At 56.6% G+C, this 23,101-nt stretch carries 15 protein-coding genes; 6 read left to right on the top strand and 9 right to left on the bottom strand.

Annotated elements, in window-relative coordinates; genetic code table 11:
• Positions 1 to 442 precede the first annotated feature (442 nt).
• The 4 genes from GNX18_RS10780 to GNX18_RS10765 all read left to right on the top strand — a co-directional run bounded on the left by GNX18_RS10780 (position 443) and on the right by GNX18_RS10765 (position 10,089).
• Positions 443 to 3,346, top strand: a complete 2,904-nt coding sequence (locus GNX18_RS10780; protein WP_240913975.1) for a TonB-dependent receptor — start codon at positions 443 to 445, stop codon at positions 3,344 to 3,346.
• Between the two features lie 129 nt (positions 3,347 to 3,475).
• Positions 3,476 to 4,705, top strand: coding sequence for a glycoside hydrolase family 27 protein (locus tag GNX18_RS10775; RefSeq protein WP_166217917.1), 1,230 nt, complete (start codon positions 3,476 to 3,478; stop codon positions 4,703 to 4,705).
• 280 nt (positions 4,706 to 4,985) lie between these two features.
• Positions 4,986 to 8,012 carry a TonB-dependent receptor gene (locus GNX18_RS10770; RefSeq protein WP_166217915.1) on the top strand — a complete coding sequence of 1,009 codons (3,027 nt, stop codon included), beginning with the start codon at positions 4,986 to 4,988 and terminating at the stop codon, positions 8,010 to 8,012.
• Between the two features lie 157 nt (positions 8,013 to 8,169).
• Positions 8,170 to 10,089, top strand: a complete 1,920-nt coding sequence (locus GNX18_RS10765) for a sialate O-acetylesterase (protein ID WP_166217913.1) — start codon at positions 8,170 to 8,172, stop codon at positions 10,087 to 10,089.
• 152 nt (positions 10,090 to 10,241) lie between these two features.
• On the opposite strand, the gene GNX18_RS10760 is transcribed toward GNX18_RS10765, so the two are convergent.
• From GNX18_RS10760 to GNX18_RS10730, 7 genes are all read right to left on the bottom strand, one after another.
• The gene (locus tag GNX18_RS10760) at positions 10,242 to 11,072 is read right to left on the bottom strand and encodes a DUF1080 domain-containing protein (protein WP_240913974.1); all 831 of its coding nucleotides are present in this window, start codon (positions 11,070 to 11,072) and stop codon (positions 10,242 to 10,244) included.
• The gene (locus GNX18_RS10755; protein WP_166217910.1) at positions 11,060 to 11,617 is read right to left on the bottom strand and encodes a gluconate 2-dehydrogenase subunit 3 family protein; all 558 of its coding nucleotides are present in this window, start codon (positions 11,615 to 11,617) and stop codon (positions 11,060 to 11,062) included. Before GNX18_RS10755 ends, GNX18_RS10760 begins: the two co-directional genes overlap by 13 nt.
• A 2-nt stretch (positions 11,618 to 11,619) precedes the next feature.
• Positions 11,620 to 13,308: a GMC oxidoreductase gene (locus GNX18_RS10750; RefSeq protein ID WP_166217908.1), complete on the bottom strand. Its 1,689-nt coding sequence runs from the start codon at positions 13,306 to 13,308 to the stop codon at positions 11,620 to 11,622.
• A gap of 126 nt (positions 13,309 to 13,434) precedes the next feature.
• Entirely contained in the window at positions 13,435 to 14,265 is an 831-nt protein-coding gene (locus tag GNX18_RS10745; protein WP_138236805.1) for a hydroxypyruvate isomerase family protein, read from the bottom strand.
• Positions 14,266 to 14,340: 75 nt separating this feature from the next.
• Positions 14,341 to 15,597, bottom strand: a complete 1,257-nt coding sequence (locus tag GNX18_RS10740; RefSeq protein WP_166217905.1) for a nucleoside permease — start codon at positions 15,595 to 15,597, stop codon at positions 14,341 to 14,343.
• Positions 15,598 to 15,657: 60 nt separating this feature from the next.
• Complete coding sequence (locus GNX18_RS10735) at positions 15,658 to 16,716, bottom strand: sugar phosphate isomerase/epimerase (protein ID WP_166217903.1); 1,059 nt, start codon at positions 16,714 to 16,716, stop codon at positions 15,658 to 15,660.
• Positions 16,717 to 16,747: 31 nt separating this feature from the next.
• Positions 16,748 to 17,911, bottom strand: coding sequence for a Gfo/Idh/MocA family protein (locus GNX18_RS10730; protein ID WP_166217901.1), 1,164 nt, complete (start codon positions 17,909 to 17,911; stop codon positions 16,748 to 16,750).
• A gap of 284 nt (positions 17,912 to 18,195) precedes the next feature.
• Between GNX18_RS10730 and GNX18_RS10725 the strand changes: the two genes are divergently transcribed.
• Together GNX18_RS10725 and GNX18_RS10720 are read left to right on the top strand one after the other, a co-directional pair.
• Positions 18,196 to 19,242 (top strand): LacI family DNA-binding transcriptional regulator, encoded by a 1,047-nt coding sequence (locus GNX18_RS10725; protein ID WP_371808069.1) that lies wholly within the window; start codon positions 18,196 to 18,198, stop codon positions 19,240 to 19,242.
• Positions 19,239 to 20,123, top strand: coding sequence for a sugar phosphate isomerase/epimerase (locus GNX18_RS10720; RefSeq protein ID WP_166217898.1), 885 nt, complete (start codon positions 19,239 to 19,241; stop codon positions 20,121 to 20,123). Before GNX18_RS10725 ends, GNX18_RS10720 begins: the two co-directional genes overlap by 4 nt.
• A gap of 186 nt (positions 20,124 to 20,309) precedes the next feature.
• Here the strand turns inward: GNX18_RS10720 and GNX18_RS10715 are convergent, their stop codons facing one another.
• Positions 20,310 to 21,899, bottom strand: a complete 1,590-nt coding sequence (locus tag GNX18_RS10715; protein ID WP_166217895.1) for a sodium/sugar symporter — start codon at positions 21,897 to 21,899, stop codon at positions 20,310 to 20,312.
• A gap of 70 nt (positions 21,900 to 21,969) precedes the next feature.
• Positions 21,970 to 22,902, bottom strand: a complete 933-nt coding sequence (locus GNX18_RS10710; protein ID WP_166217893.1) for a 2-dehydro-3-deoxygalactonokinase — start codon at positions 22,900 to 22,902, stop codon at positions 21,970 to 21,972.
• Positions 22,903 to 23,101: the final 199 nt, after the last annotated feature.

Raw genomic sequence — 23,101 nt, 5'->3', positions numbered from 1 at the left:
CCGGGCGGAGCTGCTACTGCGCAGCAGCAACTCTCGATCCCAGGGGCGCGGGCTGGGTACTACCGTCTGCTATTGAAACAGATTGTGTAACCGGTTACACGTTATTCTGCGGGTTTTGTAACGAATCTGTGCGCTTTTGTGGGGCGTTATCCGGTGTTCCGCAAAAGGTTTGCACTACAGGCGTGCTTGTAATAAAGTCGAAATGGAACCGGTTACATGGCGCGTTGATACTTGGATTTGGCGCAGTCCGAGTGATCACGCGGACGAGAAGGGGTGAACGACAGGGCTTAGAGCCCATTTGTTTTTCCCTTGCTTGTAACCGGTTACATTTTCGGGCGAAAAGACCGTCCGGAAGTTGGCGTTACGATGAAGTATCGCGCCATCCGGCCCCTGATGCGGGGTACGGGACAGCTACAAGATAATAAACAATGAGGGAAATCAAATGTTGGCTAAGAAACTTCCGTTTGCCCAGGCCGTCTTGGCATCCAGTATTGCGGCCTGCGGTGTGTCGGTATCGCCGCTAGTGGCAGCCCAGGAAGACCAGGCGCTGGAAGAGGTGATCGTGCAGGGCATTCGTATGTCCCAGGAGACCGCGATCAATACCAAGCGCGATGCCTCTTCCATCGTCGACTCCATTGTGGCGGAAGACATCGGCAAACTGCCGGATGTCACCATCTCCGACTCTCTGCAGCGGATTACCGGTATCCAGATCCGCCGCTCCGCCGGTGAGGGCAGTTCCATCAACGTGCGCGGTATGCCGCAGGTGATGACCACGCTGAACGGCGAGTCTTATATGGGTGCGGGCTCGGTGACTACCGTACAGCCCAATTTCAACGACATTCCTGCGCCGCTGTTTGCCGGCGCCGATGTGTACAAGTCGCCCACCGCATCCCAGCTCTCCGGCGGTATCACCGGTATGGTCAACCTGCGCACCCATCGCCCGATGGACTTCGACAGCGGCGTGACCACGGCTTTCTCGGCAGAGGGGCAGACCGGCCGCGATTCCGAGGAAACCGACAGCTCCCTGTCCGGGTTATTCGCCTGGAATAATGACCGCGTTGGCACGCTGCTGTCGGCCTCTGTTTCCAATGTCAATCTCGCCAACTATTACATGGGCATGGCCGGCGGCGGTTCCGACGCAGGTTGGTCTGGCATGCCGTCGGAAGCGGGCAGCGATGCAGACAACTGGAATTATCACGGCAACGACATGAATGGCGACGGCGACCTGGATGACAGCTACATCGCCTACCAGGGGCACAGCGCCTACAACCAGTTTGTCGAGCGCGAACGTCTCGGCCTGAACGGTTCGCTGCAGGCAGATCTGGGCAGCGGCTTCGACGTGGTTGCGGAATTCTTCCATACGCAGATGGATGAGCATGATCGCAGCGCCGGTATCGCCATCTCCGACAAGTGGCAACAGTGGGGCTGGGCCGATCCGGTGGTTTCCTCCCAGGCGGCCGATCATATCCACTCGGTACAGGTATACGAGGCCAACGGTCGTCGCCTGAAATCCTACTCCGATGTCAAAGTGACCGAGTCCGAGTCCACCAACGTCAACATTGAACTGAACTACGACAACGGTGGTGCCTTTATCGGCAGCGCGCGTCTGGTATACGGCGAGGCAGAGCAGAGCCGTCTGAACAGCTATGTGGATATCGACATGGCGGACGGCAGCCAGTGGGGTGTGCAGTATCCGCAGTATGCAGGCGGCGCTCAGGCCAGTAACCCGGGCGGTTACAGCGACCCTTACCAGTCCATCACTGTGGATTATCGCGGCGATCAGCCACACTGGAGCGGTGTGCCGGATCTTGTCAGGAATCTCGACGGCTACTCCATTGGTGCGGTGTCTTCGGAAAACAACTACGACCGCGAAGGCGATATGACCATCGCCCGTTTCGATGGCTCCTACGAATTTGCCGAACAGAACTTCTTCACTTCGATGGACGCCGGCTTGCGATACTCCGATCGCGGCGCGGAAAATACCCAGTACCACCTGCTGGCTCCGATTGGCGATGACGGTTGCCTGGTGCGCTGGAAGGCCACCGACGTGGTTATGAGTGGCGGTGCCTGCTCCTTTGGCGACGGTGATGGTACCTACTATACCGCCGGCAAACCGATCTCCCTGGCGTCCTTCGGCAGCGATGTACAGTGGGTCACCGACTTCGGTGGCGTGACAGGTATTCCCGGTGTGTACACCCTGAACCCATCCGCCATGGACAACGTGCTGGCGTTCCAGAATTCGCTTTACGCCAACAATCAGCGGGCTGTGATCCCCGGCCAGACCTATGCCGTGAATCTGCAGGAAACCTCCGCTTACCTGCAAGCCAATTTTGAAACCGAGCTGGGCGTACCGGTAACCGGCAACGTAGGCCTGCGTGCGGTACAGACCGATCTCGAAGTGGAGCAGCGCGTCGTGGGCAGTTCCCGTGACTACGGTGCACCGGAAGTGGATGGCGGCGCCTTTGTCACCAGCCGCTCCTACACCGACCTGCTGCCGAGCCTGAACCTGGCGTTTGACCTGCGCGAGGACCTGATTCTGCGCGCGGCCTATGCCAAAACCACCTCCCCGCTGAATCTGGAACAGTGGGGTGGCGGCCTGTCGCCAACCTACGCGATTAATTCAGAAACCGGCGTGTTTGAAGTGATCGGAGCCAACGCCAATGGCAACCCGGAACTGGATCCCTGGCGCGCCGACAATTTTGATCTGTCGCTCGAGTACTACACCGGTAATTCCGGCATGGTGAGTATCGGTCTGTTCCTGGTGGAAGTGGACAGCTTTATCGAGAGCGGCACGATACAAATGGACCTGCCGGACCAGGATGGCGTGGTGCGCCGCACCACGGACGTGCAGACCAATGTCCAGGGCGATGGCGGTGAGCTGAGTGGCGTGGAAGTCGCGGTAAAACAGGCGTTCGACTTCCTTCCTGGCATCTGGGGCAATTTCGGTGTGGACGCCAACTTCACCTACTCCCCCAGCGATTCCGGTAAAAAAGATATCGATGGCAACGATCTGCCGTTTATCGACAACTCGGAAAAACTCGCCAACTTTGTCGGCTGGTATCAGGACGACAAGCTGCAGGCGCGCATTGCCTACAACTACCGCAGCGAGCGCGTGGTCGCCTTTGATCAGGTCTGGGGCACGCCCGGTCTGACCCTGATGCAGGCGCCTACCGCGTATGTGGATGCATCCGTCAGCTACGACGTCACCGACGATATCACCGTGTATCTCAACGGCTCCAATCTCACAGGAGAAACGGAGGATTACTACCTCCAGTGGGAAAATCAGAAAGCCTGGCAAAGCGTTTACGAACCACGCTACACCCTCGGGGTGCGCGCCAGATTCTGATGTTTGTACGCGACCCTCTCCCGGAACGGCGCCCGGCGAGGATCGCATCTCCCTTTACCGCACGTCAGACATTCTGACATTGGCCTCCGGTTCGCCGGAGGCTTTTTTCCGTTGACGAGGTAGATGCAAATGCGAGCAACAACCCACAAGACTTTATTGTCCTCAGTGCTGATTGCACTGGCCGCCCTGTTCAGTCATGCCGCCAGCGCCGTCAAGTCGCCGGGACTGGCGGATACACCGCCCATGGGGTGGAACAGTTGGAATCATTTCGACTGCGAGATCAATGAGCAGATCATTCGCGATACGGCCGATGCCATGGTCGAGAGCGGCATGAAAGACGCCGGCTACGAATACATCAACATCGACGACTGCTGGCACGACGAGCGGGACGCGCAGGGCGTTATCCAGCCGAGCAAAGCGCATTTCCCCTCGGGTATGAAAGTGCTCGCGGATTACGTGCACAAGAAGGGGCTGAAACTCGGAATATACTCCGACGCCGGCGCCACCACCTGCGCGGGGCGCCCGGGCAGCCGTGGGCACGAATATCAGGATGCACTCACCTACGCCCACTGGGGTATCGACTATGTGAAATACGACTGGTGCAATACCGAAAATATCAATCCCATCGGCGCCTACACCACCATGCGCGATGCCATCCACGCGTCCGGGCGGCCGATGCTGTTGAGTATTTGCGAGTGGGGCGACAACAAGCCCTGGGATTGGGCCACAGATATCGGCCACGCCTGGCGCACCACCGGCGATATCTACCCCTGCTGGGACTGTGAATTCAGCCACGGCTCCTGGTCGTCCTGGGGGGTGTTGCGCATCCTCGACAAGCAGGACGGCCTGCGCAAGTATGCCGGCCCCGGTCACTGGAACGATATGGACATGCTGGAGGTGGGCAATGGCATGACCGCGGACGAAGACCGCGCGCACTTCTCCATCTGGGCCATGCTCGCATCGCCGCTGATTGCCGGCAACGACCTGCGCACCATGAGTGAACAGACCCGCCAGATCCTCACCAACCGCGACATCATCGCTCTGAATCAGGATGCGCTGGGCATCCAGGCGATGAAATATATCGACGAGGGCGATCTGGAAATCTGGGTGAAACCCTTGGCGGGCGGCGACTGGGGCTTCATGTTCCTGAATCGCGCGGATATCGCGCAAAAGTACCGCCACGACTGGCGTGCACATCTGGTGAAGGATGACATCAGCAACCACCAGATCGACTTCGCGCAGACCACTTTCCATTGGCGCGACCTGTGGCAGGGCCGCGAGGGTGACACCCGCAAACCGCTGGCCGCAGAAATTCCTGCGCATGGGGTGGTGGTACTGCGGCTGACGCCCGTGGATTGAATGTTATGTACCGGGGCGATGGGGCGTCCCGGTTCCTGCTCGGAGTGAGAATAAGAAGAAATTTCCGCCAAAAATGAAACCGGTTACTGTAATCGGTTACACAAAGGCGCAGTTTGTGATTAAGTAGCGCCGGGGACAATATAAAGATAAGCAAAGTGCCTCGATGTATCCGCCCGGAAACGCTTCAGAACCGCGAGTGTCCACAGTGGCCCGCCGTTGGCTCGTGCCCTAATTTCGATAAAACCATAACCAGTAAATTAGCGAAGATAGAGAGAAAATAATGAAGAATAAATTGACCAGAAATCCGCTATCCGTTTGGGTGGCCGCGCTGTCTCTAGGGGTGGCGGTAGTACCGGCAGGTGCCCAGGAATCCGATGGCCGCTCAGAAGCCGAGGTCGGAGAGGCGATGGAACAGATCGAAGTGACCGGTATCCGCGCTTCGCAGAGACAGTCCGTGGATGTCAAACGCAACTCGGAAGTGATCGTCGATTCCATTGTCGCCGAAGATATCGGCAAACTGCCTGACGTTACCATCGCCGACTCGCTGCAACGGGTAACCGGGGTGCAGATCCAGCGCACTGCCGGTGAGGGCACCAGCCTCAACGTGCGCGGTATGCCGCAGGTTCTAACCACCCTGAATGGCGAACAATTCCTGAGCCCCTGGACCATAACCGATGTCGGGGCCAATTACTCCGATATTCCCGCCTCCATGATTTCCGGAGTGGATGTGTACAAATCGCAGGGCGCGGCGCTGTCCGCCGGCGGTATTTCCGGGGTAGTGGATTTGAAAACCCGCAACCCGCGGGATCTGGAGTCGGGCTGGACCGGTGCGATGAATGTCGAAGGTTCCCAGGGTTCCATCACCGAAGACGATAACTACAGCGCCGATACCTTTGTCGGCTTCAATGGCGAGCGCTTCGGCTTCACCCTGGGCGCGTTCAAGTCCAACAGTAATTCCGCCAACTACCAGATCTGGGAGGATATGCGCCTTGGTTTCGTCAACGCCGGTGGCGATCCGCTGGACCTGAATGGGAACGGTGATCTCAACGACCGCTACCTGGTACCGGGGGGCTACGGGGTAAACGCCTATGTGATGGAGCGGGAGCGCGAAGGTTACGCGGGCTCCTTCCAGTTCGATATTTCTCCGAGTCTCGAATTCAGTGCCGATGTGTTCTACACCAAGATGGATCAGTTTGACCGCGGTGTGGAAACCAACTTCAACGGCATGAACAGCGACAATTACGATGTGTTGCGCCCGGGAACCATCACCAGCCGGGAAGTGGTTCTGCCGGCGGAGGGAGACACACCCGAGCGGGTCATCAACTCGCTACAGGTTGCCGTGGTGGAGGCACCGGATTTCCAGGCCACGACTCAGAGTATTCAGAATCATACCGATGCACTTAACGCGAACATCGAATTAAAGTTCGACAACGGCGGCCCCTTCACCGGCTCCCTGCGCTATGTGCGCGGCAAGGCGGAAAAAACCTATGAAAAAGCCGTTTTCCAGCAGGGGACCCCGGAGTGGTACTGGGTGGATGAAGATGGTGATGGCATGGACGATCCGGTGGAACCCTTCTGGGTCACCGTGGATTTCCGCGATGAATATCCCTCCTTCCTGTTCGACGAGGATCTCTCCGGCACAGACCGGCTGAATCTGTTCCAGGGATTTGGTGAGGGCACGGAACAGGAAGCCACACTGGATGTATTCCGCGCGGACGGCAGCTACCAGTTCGATATCGCCAGCTTCACTTCGGTCGATTTTGGTCTGCGCCACGGCCGCCGCGATGTGGAGAGCCAGCGCTTTATTTATATGACCCCGACGGGTTACTACTCCACCTGGGCGGACCCCAATGTGCCGGAAGAACTGTGGTACCAGCCGCTGCCGGGTGACTTCGTATGGCAGCAATACCCGGACTGGAACGATTTCGCCGGCAACGCGCAACTGGGTATCGAGCCGTTCGATGCGTTGCGCGATATGTTGATTTCCTACAACGACTTTGGCCCCTTCAAAGGCTGGGGCGATGGGGTGGCGGCGCTCGACCCCAAAGCGCTGGATGACGTTAACGGTTTTATGAACTTTCTGTATCCGGGAGCGCAGCGCTTCGTCGATCCCTCGCGCGCCTACTCTGTCACCGAGGACGAGACGTCCGCGTATGGGCAACTGAATTTTGCCAACGAAAGTGGTGTGTTCGGCATTCCGTTTGAGGGCAACCTGGGGTTACGTGTCGTCGAGACCCGGCGCGAAGTGGTGAATGCCGTGTACGACCAGCAGGCGGTACCGGAGGAGGGCAACTACTATGGTGGTGGCTATCCCGCCACCTACGGTCAGCCGCAGGGCTGGCAGATCATGTACAAGAGCCTGGGTACTGAAACCACCAAAACTTCCTTCACCGATGTGCTGCCTTCGGCGAATATCAACTTCTTCCCGCGGGAAGATGTGGTTGTCCGCTTCGGCTATGCCGAAACCATGTCGCGCAACGATCTGGTCAACGTGGGGGAGGGCGAGACTCTCTGGTATCAGGAGTATCGTGTCTACACACCGGACGGCAATCAGGTGGATGAGAATGGTGAAAGGTACAAAATGGTGACCAGCCCCGGCGGGGGCAACCATCAGGGTAATCCCCACGTCAAGCCGTGGCGCGCCAACAACTACAACGTTTCCACCGAGTGGTACTTCGGCGAGGGCGGCATACTCGGTCTCGGCCTGTTCCTGATCGAAGTGGAAAGTGCCACCCAGACGTTGCAGGAGGCGCGCGCCTACCCGGACTCCGATGGCGTGGTGCGGCGCACCGCCAATATCTGGACCACAAAAAATGTTCCCGCATCGGATCTCAAAGGATTCGAAGTGGGTTACAAACAGGCGTTTCGATCGCTGCCGGGCCTGCTGGCGAATACCGGCATCGAGGCAAACTATACCTACTCGGATAACGATTCCGGCAGCGTCGACCTGGTTGGCAACAGCTTCCCGCTCAATTCCAATTCCAAGCACCAGGCCAATATGATTCTCTGGTATCAGGGCGATAGATTGAGCACGCGGCTTGCCTACAACTGGCGCAGCGACATCTTCCAGGGCGAGGCGGGCCTGAACACCAATGAGGCTCCTATCAGTCTCGGCAACTGGGCAGAAGCTGCGGGTTACCTGGATGCGTCGATCAACTACGATCTGTTCGATAACGTTTCCGTGTATCTGCAGGGAACCAATCTGACCGAGACCAACTATCGCAACTACGCGCAGTTCGAAAGCCAGCTGCGGTCAATCAATGTGCAGGAGCGCCGTCTGGCATTGGGAGTGCGTATGCGGATGTAATTACATCGTAAGGAGGATGCTCTTCACCCGGCAATCAAATAGTTCATCGTGAACTATTTGATTGCCGCCCTTGAAATACCGGCGAAGAGGCGTGGATCTTCTTGTATTTCATGGATACCCAGGCAATAAACTAACGAAACTCAGCAGGACTGGATCTATGGCCAGAATGTTTGCCGCAACCAACATTAAATTGCAGGCGCGGATCGCACTCTTCCTTTTGTTGACCGGTACTGTGTGGTCGGCCCATGCAGAGATAATACCGGCCAGGATTTTCTCCGATCATATGGTGCTGCAGCGAGGACAGGATGTCCCAATCTGGGGGAGCGCCGCGCCGAATACTTCAATCTCTTTGAGGTTTGGCAGCTATATCTACAGCGACCGCAGTGATGACAGCGGCAACTGGAAAATATCTGTCCCACCTCAGAAGGCCGGCGGGCCCTACACCCTGACACTCAGTGGCGATGGGGAAACTGTCATTCACGACGTTTACTTCGGCGATGTCTGGCTCGCTGGCGGCCAATCGAATATGGAATGGAAGCTCAGCTGGGAGATCAACGATTCCGACAAGATTATCGACGCGGCAAATTTTCCGCTGATCCGTTTTTTCGATGTGCCCAGTGAAATATCCCCAACACCCAAGAAAGACCTGAGTGGCGGCACCTGGAAAAAGACCACGCCGGAAAATGCTGCTGAATTTTCCGCAGTCGCCTACCTGTTTGCGCTTAAAAACCACACCGAAAAAAACGTTGCCGTGGGTATTCTCGACAACAATTGGGGCGGCACGCCGGCGGAAGCCTGGATGAGCAAGGAGGCACTGCTGGCACTGCCGGATTACCGCGCACGCACCCAGGCGCTATACCAGCCGGACATTGACTGGCCCGCGCAGTTTGCCCTCAACGACAGGAATGCCGCCGAAAAAATGCACCGACTCAGCAGCCGTGAAGACGCGCTGGAATCCGGAGCCCACCGCTTTGAATTTGCCACCACTGGCTGGAGCGCGCAGACCCTGCCGCAGGAGTTTGAGCATATCGCCTGGTTGCGCCGGGAATTCACCATCGACAAGGTGCCGGAAACAGCGATTCTCGAACTGGGAGATCTGCAGCAGGAAGCGTTTGTTTGGATCAATGAACAGTTGATTTCCGTCGAAGACTGGCGGTCACAGAACGCCCACTACACGATTCCCGCAGAAATGCTGAAAAAAGGCCGCAATCTGATTGCCCTGCGGGTTGGCAACAGCTGGCACAATAAACCCTATGTGGGGCGCGCAGACCAGCTCTGGTTGCAGCTCGGCGAGCGCAAGCTGGATCTCAGCGGCGGCTGGCGCTACAGCAACCATGTGGAACCGCCAATACCTGAACACATCCGTTACGAACACAAGCCCACGTTCCTGTACAACAGCATGATTTATCCCATCCGCAGCTATGGCCTGCGCGGGGTTATCTGGTATCAGGGCGAGGCCAATGTGGCCGAAGCGCCGCTGTATCACGACCTGTTCAGTGCACTGATTCGAGACTGGCGCAATCAGTGGCAGCGGGAGATTCCATTTCTGTTCGTACAGCTGGCCGCATTTATGCAGCCACAAAATCCACAGCCGGACAGCAGCTGGGCGCTGTTGCGGAATATGCAGAGCCGTACACTAAGCTTACCCGGAACCGGCATGGCCACCGCCATTGATATCGGCGATGCAACCGACATACATCCGCGCAACAAACAGGATGTAGCCGCACGTTTATGGGGAGAGGCCAAACGTGTCAGCTTTGGCGAAGACGTTCTCAGCCGCGGCCCGACCTACATTTCTCACCGGCTTAATGGCAATAAGGCGATCATAAAGTTCGCCCATATCGGCGATGGATTGCAAGTGAGCGAGGGTGATAGCGTCAAGGGATTTATTCTCGCGGATAGTGCCGGTAAATATCACCGGGCAGAAGCGAAAATATCCGGCGATACGGTTATCGTCTGGAATGATGATGTGAAGAAGCCAACAGCACTCAAATATGCCTGGGCCGATTATCCAGAGGTAAATCTGTACAACTCCGCGAGTCTTCCGGCACTGCCGTTTGCGATTGATGCACTTTAACTAAGGCTCGTATACCTGCCACCGCCCCGGCAGATCCATCCGCGCGGGCGGTGGTCAGTACTCCGCCGCCCGCGCTCGGGCTAACCAATCGCCCCGTGCGCATACTGTCGCATACGGCCCTGGCCGCCCAGTTCATTGAGCGGTATCTGTAGTCACAGCTCTCTTACCCAGATATTGCGGAAACTCACAGGATCGTTGTGGTCTTGTAGGGCGATAGGCGCGCAGTCGTGGAATTCATATTCAGGTTCCCCTATCCACACGGTTGTACCCAGTATCTCCTTGTGGTTCTGCACCAGCACACCATTGTGTAGAACAGTGATCGTCGCCGGCTCGACCAGCTTCTTATGTTCAAATCGAGGCGCTTTGAAAATGATATCGTAAGTCTGCCATTCGCCCGGTGGCCGCGAGGTATTCACCAAGGGAATGTGCTGCTTGTAAATCGAAGCGGCCTGGCCATTGGAGTAGGTCGGGTTTGCGTGGGAATCCAGGATCTGCACTTCATAGCGCTCCTGCAAAAAGACGCCGCTGTTATTGCGCCGTTGACCATCGCGATCGCCGAACTGGGCAGGAGTGCGCCATTCGAGGTGTACTTGCGCATCACAGAATGCGCGCTTGGTGCGGATGTCACCCTTTCCCGGCACTACGGTCAGGACTCCCTCCTCCAAGGCCCATTCGGCTTTGCCGCCTTTCGCGGATTCCCATTGCGACAAATTGGTACCGTCGAACAATACCAGAGCGTCCGAGGGTGGCGCGTCCGCTGGTGCTTCCACTACCTTAGGTACGGGTTCCCACTGTTCAGATTTTTCGGCAAGTTGCCAGGGCTCCAGTGCTTTGTCTGTCGTCTCCGCGGTGCAGGATAACACCGTAAAAAAACACGGAATGATCATGGCAAAGGCCGTTGATCTGAAGGTGGGGAGGCGATTATTTTCTATGGAGCGCATGCGTTGTGTCATTTGATTGTATTTCATGGTCAGGTCGCCCAAGCTCGATCACCCTCGGTATAAGGTATACAGCCATCAAAGCGGCCCGGTACAGCCGTGTAACGAAGGACTTCGGTCGCGCCGACCTTCGAAGTGAAGAATCCGAACAGGGTGAGCTGCTTCATCATGGTGAAGTAATGCGGGCCATTCTGCCCCGCATTATGCAGCCGGGCCTCGCGGTCCAGTTGCACGAGGAGGTCGTGCCTGTCTTCCCGAGTCAGTTCCATAAAGGCGGCACCATGGGCTTCCCGGCTGAAGTCCTGTAGCTGGGTAATACCGCGATGAAAAACGAGCTGATCTTCCGCGGTATAGCAGTCGTTCACCATAACCGTCATAAACTGGCCTACCTGCGCATCCTTTGCGCCGGGGGTATCTGTTCTCGGAATAATGGTTTCGGCAACTTCATCCAGAAGTAATATGTCGGTAGAGCTAAAAAGATATTCTGCAGCGGGCTCCCTGCGGGTACAGCCTGTCAGCAGTACATTTCCACCAACAAAGGCTGCGCCTGTAGCGGCGGCGATCATTTTTATCAGTTCGCGTCTGTTCATGGCTAGAGGTTACCTTTCTTTAGTTCTTCCACAGCGTGGTTGGCGGCCCGGGCGGTGAGCGCCATGTAGGTTAGTGAGGGATTTACACAGGATGCAGATGTCATACAGGCGCCGTCGGTAACGAAAACGTTAGGGGCGTCCCAAACCTGGTTGTGGCCGTTGAGCACGGAGGTTTTTGGATCGCGCCCCATACGCGCGGTTCCCATCTCGTGAATGCCTTTGCCCGGTGCGTATTCGCCAGAATATCCATGTACATTCTTTGCGCCACCGGCTTCCAATATCTCCACGGCGTCCTGCATCATGTCCTTGCGCATGGCGATCTCGTTCTCGCGGATCTCCACATCCATCGCCAGTACCGGCAAGCCCCACTTGTCTTTGACGTCGCGATTCAGGTATATCCGGTTGTCGTGATGGGGCAGCATCTCGCCGAAGCCACCCATGCCGATTCTCCACCCTCCCGGCTCGCTCAGGGCACTCTTGAGGTCGGCGCCAATATTCAGTTCCGCGACGTCTCTCCTCCAGCCCTGTCGACTGGCACCCCCCTGGTAACCAAAGCCGCGTAGGTAATCGCGCTGGTCGCCGTTCCAGTTGCGGAATCGCGGCACATAGAAACCGGTGGGGCGGCGGCCGAAGTAATATTCGTCCAGGTAGCCCTCCACATCGCCGCTGGCCCCCACGTTGAGGTGGTGGTCCATTACATTGTGGCCGAGCTCGCCGCTGCTGCTGCCAAGGCCATCGGGCCAGATATCGGTGGCCGAGTTCATCAGCACCCAGGTGGAGTTGAAGCTGGAGGCATTCAGAAAAACGATTTTGCTGGTGAACTCGTACGTCTGGTTGGTTTCCGCATCGAGAATTTCAACGCCGCTGGCGCGCTTCCTGTCTTTGTCGTAGAGCAGGCGGGTCACGATGGAATAGGGGCGAAGGGTAAGATTGCCGGTTTTCATCGCCGCCGGCAGGGTGGCGGATTGGGTACTGAAATAACCGCCGAAGGGGCAACCCAGCCAGCACTTGGCCCGGGCCTGGCAGTTTACCCGGCCCTGTTCTGCTTTGGGCTGCGTGATATTTGCAGTGCGCCCCATAATCAGATGGCGCTGGCCCTTGAAGGCCTTCTGGATTCGCGCGGCTACATCCTTTTCCACGCAGTTCATCTCGAATGCTGGCTGGTACTGTCCGTCCGGTAGTACATCCAGGCCGTCGCGATTGCCACTGATGCCGGCAAAGCGCTCGACATAGTCATACCAGGGCGCGAGGTCGCTGTAACGAATGGGCCAGTCGACGGCGATGCCCTCGCGCAGGTTGGCTTCAAAATCCAGTTGGTTGAAGCGGTAACTCTGGCGTCCCCACAGCAGTGACCGACCACCGACATGGTAACCGCGAAACCAGTCGAAGCGCTTGTCTTCCACGTAGGGGGAGTCTTTGTGGCTTGCCCACATGCCGGCGGTGGATTCATTCAGCGTATATTCGCGCTTCAGGACCGGCTCATCTTCCTTCATCTTCTGGGTTGGTGTATCCCTGTGTGGATAGTCCCAGGCTTCCTTGAGCGCATTTTTATAATCTTTGATGTGCTCGATATTGCGCCCGCGTTCAAGTAGCAGAACTTTGAGCCCTTTTTCGGTAAGTTCTTTCGCGGCCCATCCACCGCTGATGCCAGAGCCGACAACAATAGCATCGTAATGATTACCAATCGCCATGGTTATACCTCTTGTATATTATTATTTATGAAGTGAATCGTTTGCCGTATTCTAAAAAGTCTCTGTTAACTCGAATTTCAGATTTGCTTTTAATATCTGCTGCGTCAGGTATCTCAAGCCTCCCAGCTAGACGTCACAGATCCGTATCGCCGATTTCAATGATTCTATATTCCCTTCGATACTTCCTCTTGTGGGAATAAATTCCTGGGCAATGTAGCCGGTAAAGCCGGTCTCTTTGATCGCGCGGGCAATGGCCGGGTAGTAGAGCTCCTGCGTATCATCTATTTCGTTGCGGCCGGGAACGCCCGCGGTGTGATAGTGGCCGAAGTATTGATGGTGGTCGCGAATGGTGCGGATAATATCGCCTTCGCTGATCTGCATATGGTAGATGTCGTAAAGGAGTTTGAAATTGGGGGAGTCCAGCCGTTTACACAGTTCTATTCCCCAGGCGGAGTTGTCACACAGGTAGTCGGGGTGGTCGATCTTGCTGTTGAACAGTTCCATTTGCAGGACGACGCCGCGCTTTTCTGCTTGCGATAGGATTTTTTTGAGGCCCTCGGTGGCGTTCTTCAACCCTGTTTCCGGGTCCATTCCGCGGGCGTTGCCACTGAAGCAGATCAGGTTCCGGTAGCCGGCATCGGCTACCAGATCGATATGCTTGCGGTAGTTGTCGATCAGCTGAGTGTGAAACCGGCTATCTCCCCAGCCATCCTCCAGGCTGATTTCCGCACCATTACACATGGAAGAGTCCACGCCTTCGCGCTTGAGTAGGGCCCAGTCCTTCGGGCCAACGAGATCAATGGCGGCAAAGCCCAGGTCCTTGATCACCATGCATAGCTTCTCAAGGGAGAGGTCGCCATAGGTCCAGCGGCTGACGGAGTGGTTAATATTGCCTTTTAACGTGAAGGGCTCCGGGAGTTTGGGGCCCGCCAGGGTGTTCGCGCTCAGCGTGCTCATCGCGGTAGCACCCAATGTGCCCGCGGCAAGGTTGCGGAGCAGCGTGCGTCGGTTTGGATCAAAAGTCACTTTTATTTACCCTCTCTCTATAGAGCCATGTGGTAACGGTTCCTCGGAAGAGGATGTCTTTTCTTTGCTGAACGTCAGTGTAAAGAGCACAAAGACAGCCAGTGCAAAGGCTGCAGGGAAAAGCCAGATGTTCTTCCAGAGGTGGCCATCTGCCAGGGTAAAGTTTTCGGTGATCTGCCCGGCCACCCAGAATCCAATAAGCATGCCGACACCATAGGTAGCGAGGGTTATCATGCCCTGCGCGGAACTCTTGAATTTCTCACCGGCTTTGGAGTCTGTGTAGATTTGACCGGATACGAAGAAAAAGTCGTAACAGATGCCGTGCAGGGCAATGCCGAGGATCAGCATGAACGCGAGATTGTCGGCATCGCCAAAGGCGAACAGGGTGTATCTCAACGCCCAGGCAATCATGCCGATCAGCAGTGTCAGCTTGATGCCGAAGCGCTTGAGGAATATTGGCAGCACCAGCATGAAAAGTACTTCGGAAATTTGTCCGATGGTCATTTTTCCGGTGGCATTCTCGACCCCGATTTCCGTCAGGAATGGATTGGCGTTCTGGTAGTAGAACGCCAGGGGAATGCAGATCAGGACCGAAGAGAGGAAGAAGAGGGCGAAGTTCCGGTCTTTCAGCAGACCCAGTGCATCCAGCCCCAGCGCGTCACGGAGCGCCAGCTTGTCACCCCGTGAGGCGGCGGGTGGCGTCTCGGGCAGGGTGAAGCTGAAGATGCCGAGAATCAGGGATGCCAGGGCGCACATCAGGAAAGTATTTTTCAGCAGGCCCGCCGCAATGGCTTGCTGAGAGTCCCAGGAGAAGCCATAGCTGATGAGGAGTCCCGCGGCAATCCAGCCCACCGTGCCCCATACCCGGATGTTGGCAAAATCCTTGGCCGGGTCGTTCATTTGCCGGAAGGCGACCGAGTTGACCAGGGCGAGGGTCGGCATATACAGAATCATGTATGCCAGTACAAAGGGATAAAAAGCGTCGAAGCTCTCGGCCCGGTAGAGTTGATACATCAGAACCGCGCCTGCGAGATGCAGGAAGCCCAGTATGCGTTCGGCATTGAAGTACCGATCGGCGATCAGACCGACAACAAAGGGAGCGATGATGGCGCCCCAGGATTGCGTCGAAAAGGCCATACCGGTCTGGCTGCCAGTGGCGTTGAGGTTGTGGGCGAGAAAGGTGCCCAGGGTGACGAACCAGCCTCCCCAGATAAAAAATTGCAGGAACATCATCGCGCTGAGGCGTATTTTTATAATATTCATGGTTGCCCACACTCTTATTGGTTTTATTGGTATTTCTTGCAGGACAGAAGTTTTCCGCTCCTAGTCCGACAAGCCCAGTATGCGGCGGTTGCGCGCCTCGCTGGTGTTGCCGCCGGCAAAGTCGTCGAACGAGCGCGCGGCCTTGGTGATCATTCGCTCTTTTATGAAAGCCGCACCTTCGGCCGCACCCTGTTCGGCGTCTTTCAGGCAGCACTCCCATTCGAGTACTGCCCAGCCCTTGAAGTCGTATTGGGTCAGTTTGCTGAAGATAGCTTTGAAGTCTACCTGGCCATCCCCCAGTGAGCGGAACCGGCCCGGGCGATTCACCCAATCTTCGTAGCCGCCGTAAACACCCGAGCGGCCGTTGGGGTTGAACTCCGCATCCTTGACGTGGAACATGCGGATACGGTCGTGATAGCGATCGATAAAATCCAGGTAGTCGAGTTGCTGCAGGACAAAGTGGCTGGGATCAAACAGGATATTGGCGCGCGGGTGGTTGTCCACTGCTGCCAGGAACCGCTCAAAAGAGGCGCCGTCGTGCAGGTCCTCGCCCGGGTGGATTTCGTAGCAGAGATCAACGTCGGCTTCATCGAAAGCATCCAGTATCGGCCGCCAGCGCCGCGCCAACTCCGCAAAGCCCTGTTCCACCAGACCGGCTGGGCGCTGGGGCCAGGGGTAGACCAGGTGCCAGAGCAGGGCGCCGGAAAAGGTCGCGTGCGCTTTCAGCCCCAGCCGTTGGCTTGCCTTGGCTGCCAGCTTTAGCTGGTCGATGGCCCACTCGGTACGCGCTTTGGGGTTGCCCGCGAGGGCGGCGGGGGCGAAGTTGTCGAACAACTCATCATAGGCCGGATGCACCGCCACCAGCTGCCCCTGAAGATGCGTGGACAGTTCGGTAATTTCTACCCCTGCCTCGGCACAGATGCCGCGCACATCGTCGCAGTACGCCTGGCTTTCTGCCGCTTTCTTCAGGTCAAAAAACTGACTGTCGCTGGTCGGTACCTGAATGCCTTTGTAGCCCAGGGACGCGGCCCACTGGGCCATGGTATCCAAGCGGTTGAAGGGCGCCTCGTCCGCCAGGAACTGGGCCAGGAAAATTGCCGGCCCTTTGATACCTGTCATCTCAATACTCCTCGTTTATTGTTATTCGGTCTCAACCGACATCGGGCAATTCAATCCACTTGGTGTCGCTCTCCCGGCTGGCGACAACGGCCTCTATAAACGCCATGCCGCGCAGGCCCGCCGAGATACCGGGAACGCCGGGTGCGGAACCTGCTGCTCCGTCGCGAATGGCGGCCGCAAAATCCCGATACAGGTTGCCCATGGCTTCGAGGTAGCCTTCGGGGTGGCCGCCCGGCAGTCGGCAGCGCCGCAACGCCTCTGTCCCCAGGCCCGGTTGATCGACGCCGGCGCGCAGTACCCGCATCGGCTGGCCAAGCTGGCGATGGATCAGGCTGTTGGGCGACATCTGCTGCCATTCCAGGCCGCCTTTATCGCCGTATACCCGGATTTTCAGTGCATTTTCCTCGCCGGCGCAGACCTGGCTGGCGATCAATACACCTGTGGCGCCGTTGCGGGTGCGAAAGAGCGCGGCACCGTCATCGTCGAGCTGGCGAGCCGGGAGATGCGTATTCAATTCGGCACACAGGGCGGTAATTTGTTGGCCGCCGATAAATTCAGCCAGACCGAAGGCGTGGGTGCCGATATCAGCCATGCAGCCGCTCGCGCCGGCCAGTGATGGGTCGCAGCGCCAGGCGGCCTGCTTGTTGTCCTGGGCCTCCTGGTTTTCGCTGAGCCAGCCCTGGGGGTATTCCACGTAAATCTTGCGCAGGGTGCCGAGCGCGCCTTCGCGCACCATCTCCCGCGCCTGCCACACCATGGGGTATCCCAGGTAGGTATGCGCAAGGCCGTAGAGGCAGTTGGACGCCTCCAGGGCCTGGGCCAGTTGCTGGGCCTCCTCCAGGGAAACGGCGGCGGGTTTCTCGGAAAACACATGGAAACCGGCGTTGATCGCGGCCAGCGCAATGGGTACATGCAGATGGTTGGGCGTTGCGATAACCAGCATCTCCATGCGCTCAGAGGTTGGACGCTGGGCTTCCTGTTCGATGAGTGCCTGCCAGGAGTGGTAGGTGCGCTCACTGGTCAGCCCAAGATCGGCTGCTGTGCGCTGATTGTTGCCGGGATCGCGGCTGAAGGCGCCACAGACCAGTTCGATCCTGGCATCCAGCGCCGCGGCACTGCGGTGGACGGCGCCAATAAAGGCTCCTTCGCCGCCGCCTACCATACCCATACGGACTTTATTTTGGTTTGTTTTCATGGGGCTCCTTGGGTCTCTTCCGGGGCCGTTTCAGCTTTGAGACTTTCCTCGGAAGAATATCGCTTGATAAGCAAAATGTATCCGAATACATTTGTGGGCGTCAACGTAAAAATGTATCCGGATACATTTTTAGCTGAAAGCCAGGTTACTACTATATCGACATGGTTAGACTATTTTTGCGTAGTAAATTGATGTTTTTCCGAGTGTTTTCTGTGCCTTTGGTTTGGTTGGCGCTTATTTATGATACCGGATACAATCTCGATGTTTGAAAAGTAGTGTCCTGCATGGCAGGCGTCCGTGGAGGGGGAATGTCAAACAATCGAGAGGTCGCGAAGCTGGCGGGAGTGTCCGTGGCTACGGTGTCACGCGCCCTGCAAAAGCCGGAACTCGTGTCCTTGAAAACCCGCAACAAGGTTTTGTCGGCAATCAAGAAACTCGACTACAGGCCCAACCTGATGGCCGCGAAGTTTCGCTCGGGCAAGACGGGGAATCTGGTCGTACTTGTTCCGACCGTTGCCAACCTGTTTTTTGCGAGAGTTATCAGTGGGATGCAGGAGGCGGCCCACAAAAAAGGCTACTCCATTTTATTGTGCAACACCTTCGGCGATCCGGAAATGGAGGAGGGGTACGCGAAAATGGTGCATACCTGCCAGGCGGATGGGGTCATCCAGCTGCGTGCCTACAACCCCTTCCCGGCACAAGATACTGGCGGTAGCAGCACCGCGCTGCCGATGGTGAATGCCTGTGAGGTGCTGGACAACACAACCGTTCCCACGGTTACCCTGGATAATCGCGCGGCGGCGCGCGCCATGACGGAACACTTGCTCCAGTTGGGCCACCGGCGCATTGCGGTAGTCATGGGGCCGAAGAACAGCCCGTTGACCCGCGACCGCCTTGCGGGTTATCGAGATGCCCTGCAGGAGGCTGGAATAGCTTTCGATGAAAGTCTTTTATGTCCCGGCGATTTCACCTTGCATTCCGGGCGCAAGGCCGCCGGTGAGTTAATCGAGCGCAAGGACAGCCCAACCGCTATTTTCTGTGAAAACGACGAAATGGCGATGGGCGCGATACAGCGGCTCAAGCAAAGCGGCCTCAGGGTGCCCGAAGATGTTTCGGTTGCGGGGTTTGACGATATTGCCTTCGCGCAATTCAGTGATCCGCCTCTGACGACCATAGCCCAGCCCGCTGAAGAGTTTGGCAGTACTGCGGTTTCGCTGCTGATTGATTTACTTGAGGGGCGGATAAAAAAGGCCCCCAAAGTTACTTTACCCTTCGAATTGGTAGTCAGGTCCAGCACAGGGCCAACTTCAAACAAGGAGACAGTGCAATGACTGATAATAATAAAGCGGAAATAAAGCAGGATCTGCGAATGAGCCGGCGCCAATTGCTGTACTTGGGCGCAGGGCTGGGGCTAATGGCAATTCCGGGGTTGAGCCCCTTGGCCAAGTCTACGCCCCAGAAAAAAATAGGCCTGCAGCTATACACTCTGCGTGACTTAATGGCCAAAAGCGTACCGGAAACGCTTAAGCTCGCGGCCAGTATCGGCTACAAGGAAGTGGAGTTTGCCGGTTATTTTGACCACAAGCCCGAGGTGCTGCGCGGGATACTGGATGGCGAGGGGCTCACTGCACCATCCGCCCATGCGCCGCTGGAAAGTCTGCAAAAAGATTTTGAACCTTTGATAGACGCGGCCCAGATTCTGGGGCACAGATACATAGTTGTGCCTTATCTCAGTGATGAGCAGCGGGGCACCGGTATCGATACTTACAAACGCCTGGCTGAACAGTTCAATATCCTGGGTGAAAGCTGCTCCAAAGCCGGGCTCAAGTTTGCCTACCATAACCATGCATTTGAATTCGACAAGGTGGACGGCCAGATCCCCTACCATGTCCTTCTGGAGGAAACCGATCCACAGCATGTGTATATGGAACTGGATCTTTACTGGACTGCCAAAGCCGGGAGGGATCCTCTGGAATATTTCCGCAAGTACCCAGGGCGCTTCCCGCTCTGGCATGTCAAGGATATGGACGATAAAGGTGACTTCACCGACGTTGGCCGGGGCGTCATTGATTTCCCGCCGATTTTTGCCGCCGCGGGCATGGCGGGACTTGAGCACGGTTTTGTGGAGCGGGATCAAACCGACGACCTGATTAACACCATTCGCCAGGGCTATAAAGGAATGAAGCAGTTGGCTTCATTAGCTGAAGCCTAGTGGTTCATGCGGAAAGTTGTGTAACTGTTCGCATGGACCACTGGATTAAGTCGGAAATGCAGTGTCAGGGTGTAGCGCCCACTACAAAGTAGTCGACACATCTATTGACGACATAGAAAAGTTATCACGGAACCCAACGGCCGGCGTATAGACGCCGGCGTTGGTGAATGGCCGTGCCCCCCTCTGTTACCACCAGGTTGCATAGAGTGCAATCAGAATCAGGGTTACCCCCAGCGCGGCCAGATTGAACGTGCCGCCGGTAGCGAAATTGACTTCCGCAAGAGAAATCATTTGACCGTTGTCCGAACGAACTGTCGCGGATGCACGGTTGTGTTCCCAGAGAGACAAAAGCACCGCAAGTGCGAGACAGATCAGGAAAGTGACTCCCACCCGGTCCATAAACGGCAGCTCGGGCCACCAGAATTTGAACAATAACGACAACACCGCCGATCCGATCGCCGCCACCAGTGCGGAATTGGCAGTGGCCAGCGGCCAGAACACCCCAAGCAGGAACAGCACGGTAATACCTGGTGTAAAGAAACCGGTGAACTCCTGGATGTATTGGAATGCCTGGTCAAACTGACCGAGCAATGGTTGCGCGCAGATCATGCCAAGAATCAGTGATACCAGTGCGACGAGTCGACCCACGCGCACGTAGTGTTGCTCGCTGCGGCCGGGCTGATGGCGCGCGTAAATATCCATGGTGAAAATGGTAGAGATACTGTTGGTCATCGACGCCAGTGAAGACACAATGGCGGCAACCAGCGCGGCAAAGATCAGCCCCTTGAAGCCCACAGGCATCAGGTTCATCAGCTGCGGGTAAGCCTGATCCGGGCGCTCAAGTTGCGGCAAAAGCACCACCGCAGCGATTCCGGGCAACACCACAATGATTGGCATCAGCAACTTAAGGTAGGCGGCAAAAACAATGCCTTTCTGACCTTCCGCAATGCTTTTTGCTCCCAGTGCGCGCTGGATAATGTACTGATTGAAGCCCCAGTAAGCGAAGTTCACTACCCACATGCCACCGAGCAGCACAGAGAGCCCCGGAAGGCTCATATAGTGCGGGTTGTCTCGCGACAGGATCATATCGAACTTTTCCGGCGCTACTCGGGTAAGCTCGGTGAACCCCGTCAGCAGTCCGCCACCATTTTGTTCGCCGATCAGATTTAAAGCCAGATATGACATCATCAGTCCGCCGAACACCAGCAGCACGACCTGAATAATATCCGTGAGCGCCACCGCCTTGAGACCACCGTATAGCGAATAGCCCGCGGAGAGCACGCCCAGAAACAGCAGACCGAACAACAGTTCTACGCCAGCAATGGCATTGATGGCGAGCGCACCCAGCCACAATACCGAGGTCAGGTTTACAAATATGTAAACTCCCAGCCAGAAAATGGCCAGAACCACTTTCACTCGGCTGTCATAGCGCTGTTCAAGAAACTGCGGCATGGTGTATATGCCTTTCCTGACGAATACTGGCAGAAAATATTTTCCTACAAGTATGAGTGTGATAGCAGCCATCCACTCGTAGGAGGCAATGGCTAGCCCGATGGCGTAGCCCGAGCCGGACATGCCGATGATCTGCTCTGCAGATATATTCGCTGCAATCAGCGATGCACCCACCGCCCACCATGGCAATCCCTTGCCGGCGAGAAAATAGTCGCTGGTGTTTTTCTCATGGCCCGTTTTCTCCCGTGATACGAGATAGCCGATGGTGACCAGTATCGCCACATAGGCAATGAAAATTGCCAGGTCTATTGCTGACAGTTGCATAGTGTTCGCCTCATTACAGTTTATTGTTATTCATTTACTTTAAATCTCAGGCCCGCCCACCACAGTGGGTTCAACCGGACACCACTACTTCCCGGCCGGATGTAGGGCCGTGAACGGCGCCGGCGGCGCAAATCCGGGCGATGCCGCTGGTAACCGCCCACGCGGGGTCCAATGTGCGCAACTTGAGACCGAAGAAAGCTGCCGCCAACTGATAGAGTGTTGCCAGTGGTTCGTCGCCTATTAAGAGAAGTTCGCTGTCGGTATCAAACAGTTTACGGCCGTGGATGAACTCACTTCCAATCAGGATGCCCGAGAGGTAAGCGGACATGGACTGACCACTGGTGTCCTCACAGAGACTACGGGTGCGGGCGGAAAATATCTGGTTCAGCAGACCTCCGGCACTGGTACTTTGCGACAGTCCATACCGGAAGCTCTCGTGGTGGTGATGCGCAGGGTCCAGCACAGCGCCGATGGAACTGTGCTGGTGCAGCAGTGCGTACATTTCTCCGGTAAAAAAAGTGGCGAAATCATGAATGCGCCCATCCTGCACGCGTACCCATTTACTGTGCGTGCCCGGAAGAATAACCAGCGTATTGGTGTTGTCCGTTTCGCCAATGGCGCCCAGTACCTGGCATTCCTCACCCCGCATCACGTCGGGCATTCCCGCCGGCGTGAGGCAGCGCATACCCGGTATCACAAAAACGTTCTGCTCACCGGGTATTGGCAACAGACCGCGAAAGAGCGCATCCGGAGGAGCCGGGCTTGCCACATAGGGAGCTTCATACCAACCTGTGCGGCTGCCTATCATGCCGCAGAGATAAACAGGGATGTCCGGCCAGCGGGACTGCCAGTCTCCGCAGAATTCCCGTAGTACATTGCTGTAGCTACCATCGCAATTGTGTACGCCACGGGGTGCGATGCGGCGCTCTGCAATTCTTTCATGCTCGTCGATAAGGTACGCGCGGAAATTCGTCGTACCCCAATCCACTACAATCCTTTGCATCAGGTGCGCTCCCTATTCATCGCTGGCACCCGGTTCAGACTGGTAATCTCCACTCTACCGCGAACAATACCGCAGTTTTGATCGGTGCTGCCGTGGAGCATTATGTCCGACCCCACTTCATGCAGTTGCCGCCCGGCGGCTTCGCAAGAAGACTGGAAGACGGAGGTCAGGGTTGTTTTCATATTGGGTCTTCATTATC

The organism is Microbulbifer sp. SH-1 (assembly GCF_011326135.1).
GTDB classification, from domain to species: Bacteria; Pseudomonadota; Gammaproteobacteria; order Pseudomonadales; family Cellvibrionaceae; genus Microbulbifer; species Microbulbifer harenosus.
The sequence above is the reverse complement of the archived record's forward strand: the minus strand, read 5'-3'. Positions and strand labels throughout refer to the sequence as shown.

What these genes read in the sequence shown, in the direction of transcription:
- GNX18_RS10740 (WP_166217905.1), bottom strand. Translation starts at nt 15,597, where the DNA reads ATGAATATTATAAAAATACGCCTCAGCGCGATGATGTTCCTGCAATTT.
- GNX18_RS10730 (WP_166217901.1), bottom strand. Translation starts at nt 17,911, where the DNA reads ATGAAAACAAACCAAAATAAAGTCCGTATGGGTATGGTAGGCGGCGGC.
- GNX18_RS10775 (WP_166217917.1), top strand. Translation starts at nt 3,476, where the DNA reads ATGCGAGCAACAACCCACAAGACTTTATTGTCCTCAGTGCTGATTGCA.
- GNX18_RS10710 (WP_166217893.1), bottom strand. Translation starts at nt 22,902, where the DNA reads ATGCAAAGGATTGTAGTGGATTGGGGTACGACGAATTTCCGCGCGTAC.
- GNX18_RS10780 (WP_240913975.1), top strand. Translation starts at nt 443, where the DNA reads ATGTTGGCTAAGAAACTTCCGTTTGCCCAGGCCGTCTTGGCATCCAGT.
- GNX18_RS10720 (WP_166217898.1), top strand. Translation starts at nt 19,239, where the DNA reads ATGACTGATAATAATAAAGCGGAAATAAAGCAGGATCTGCGAATGAGC.
- GNX18_RS10770 (WP_166217915.1), top strand. Translation starts at nt 4,986, where the DNA reads ATGAAGAATAAATTGACCAGAAATCCGCTATCCGTTTGGGTGGCCGCG.
- GNX18_RS10725 (WP_371808069.1), top strand. Translation starts at nt 18,196, where the DNA reads ATGGCAGGCGTCCGTGGAGGGGGAATGTCAAACAATCGAGAGGTCGCG.
- GNX18_RS10750 (WP_166217908.1), bottom strand. Translation starts at nt 13,308, where the DNA reads ATGGCGATTGGTAATCATTACGATGCTATTGTTGTCGGCTCTGGCATC.
- GNX18_RS10755 (WP_166217910.1), bottom strand. Translation starts at nt 11,617, where the DNA reads ATGAACAGACGCGAACTGATAAAAATGATCGCCGCCGCTACAGGCGCA.
- GNX18_RS10765 (WP_166217913.1), top strand. Translation starts at nt 8,170, where the DNA reads ATGGCCAGAATGTTTGCCGCAACCAACATTAAATTGCAGGCGCGGATC.
- GNX18_RS10745 (WP_138236805.1), bottom strand. Translation starts at nt 14,265, where the DNA reads ATGAGCACGCTGAGCGCGAACACCCTGGCGGGCCCCAAACTCCCGGAG.
- GNX18_RS10735 (WP_166217903.1), bottom strand. Translation starts at nt 16,716, where the DNA reads ATGACAGGTATCAAAGGGCCGGCAATTTTCCTGGCCCAGTTCCTGGCG.
- GNX18_RS10715 (WP_166217895.1), bottom strand. Translation starts at nt 21,899, where the DNA reads ATGCAACTGTCAGCAATAGACCTGGCAATTTTCATTGCCTATGTGGCG.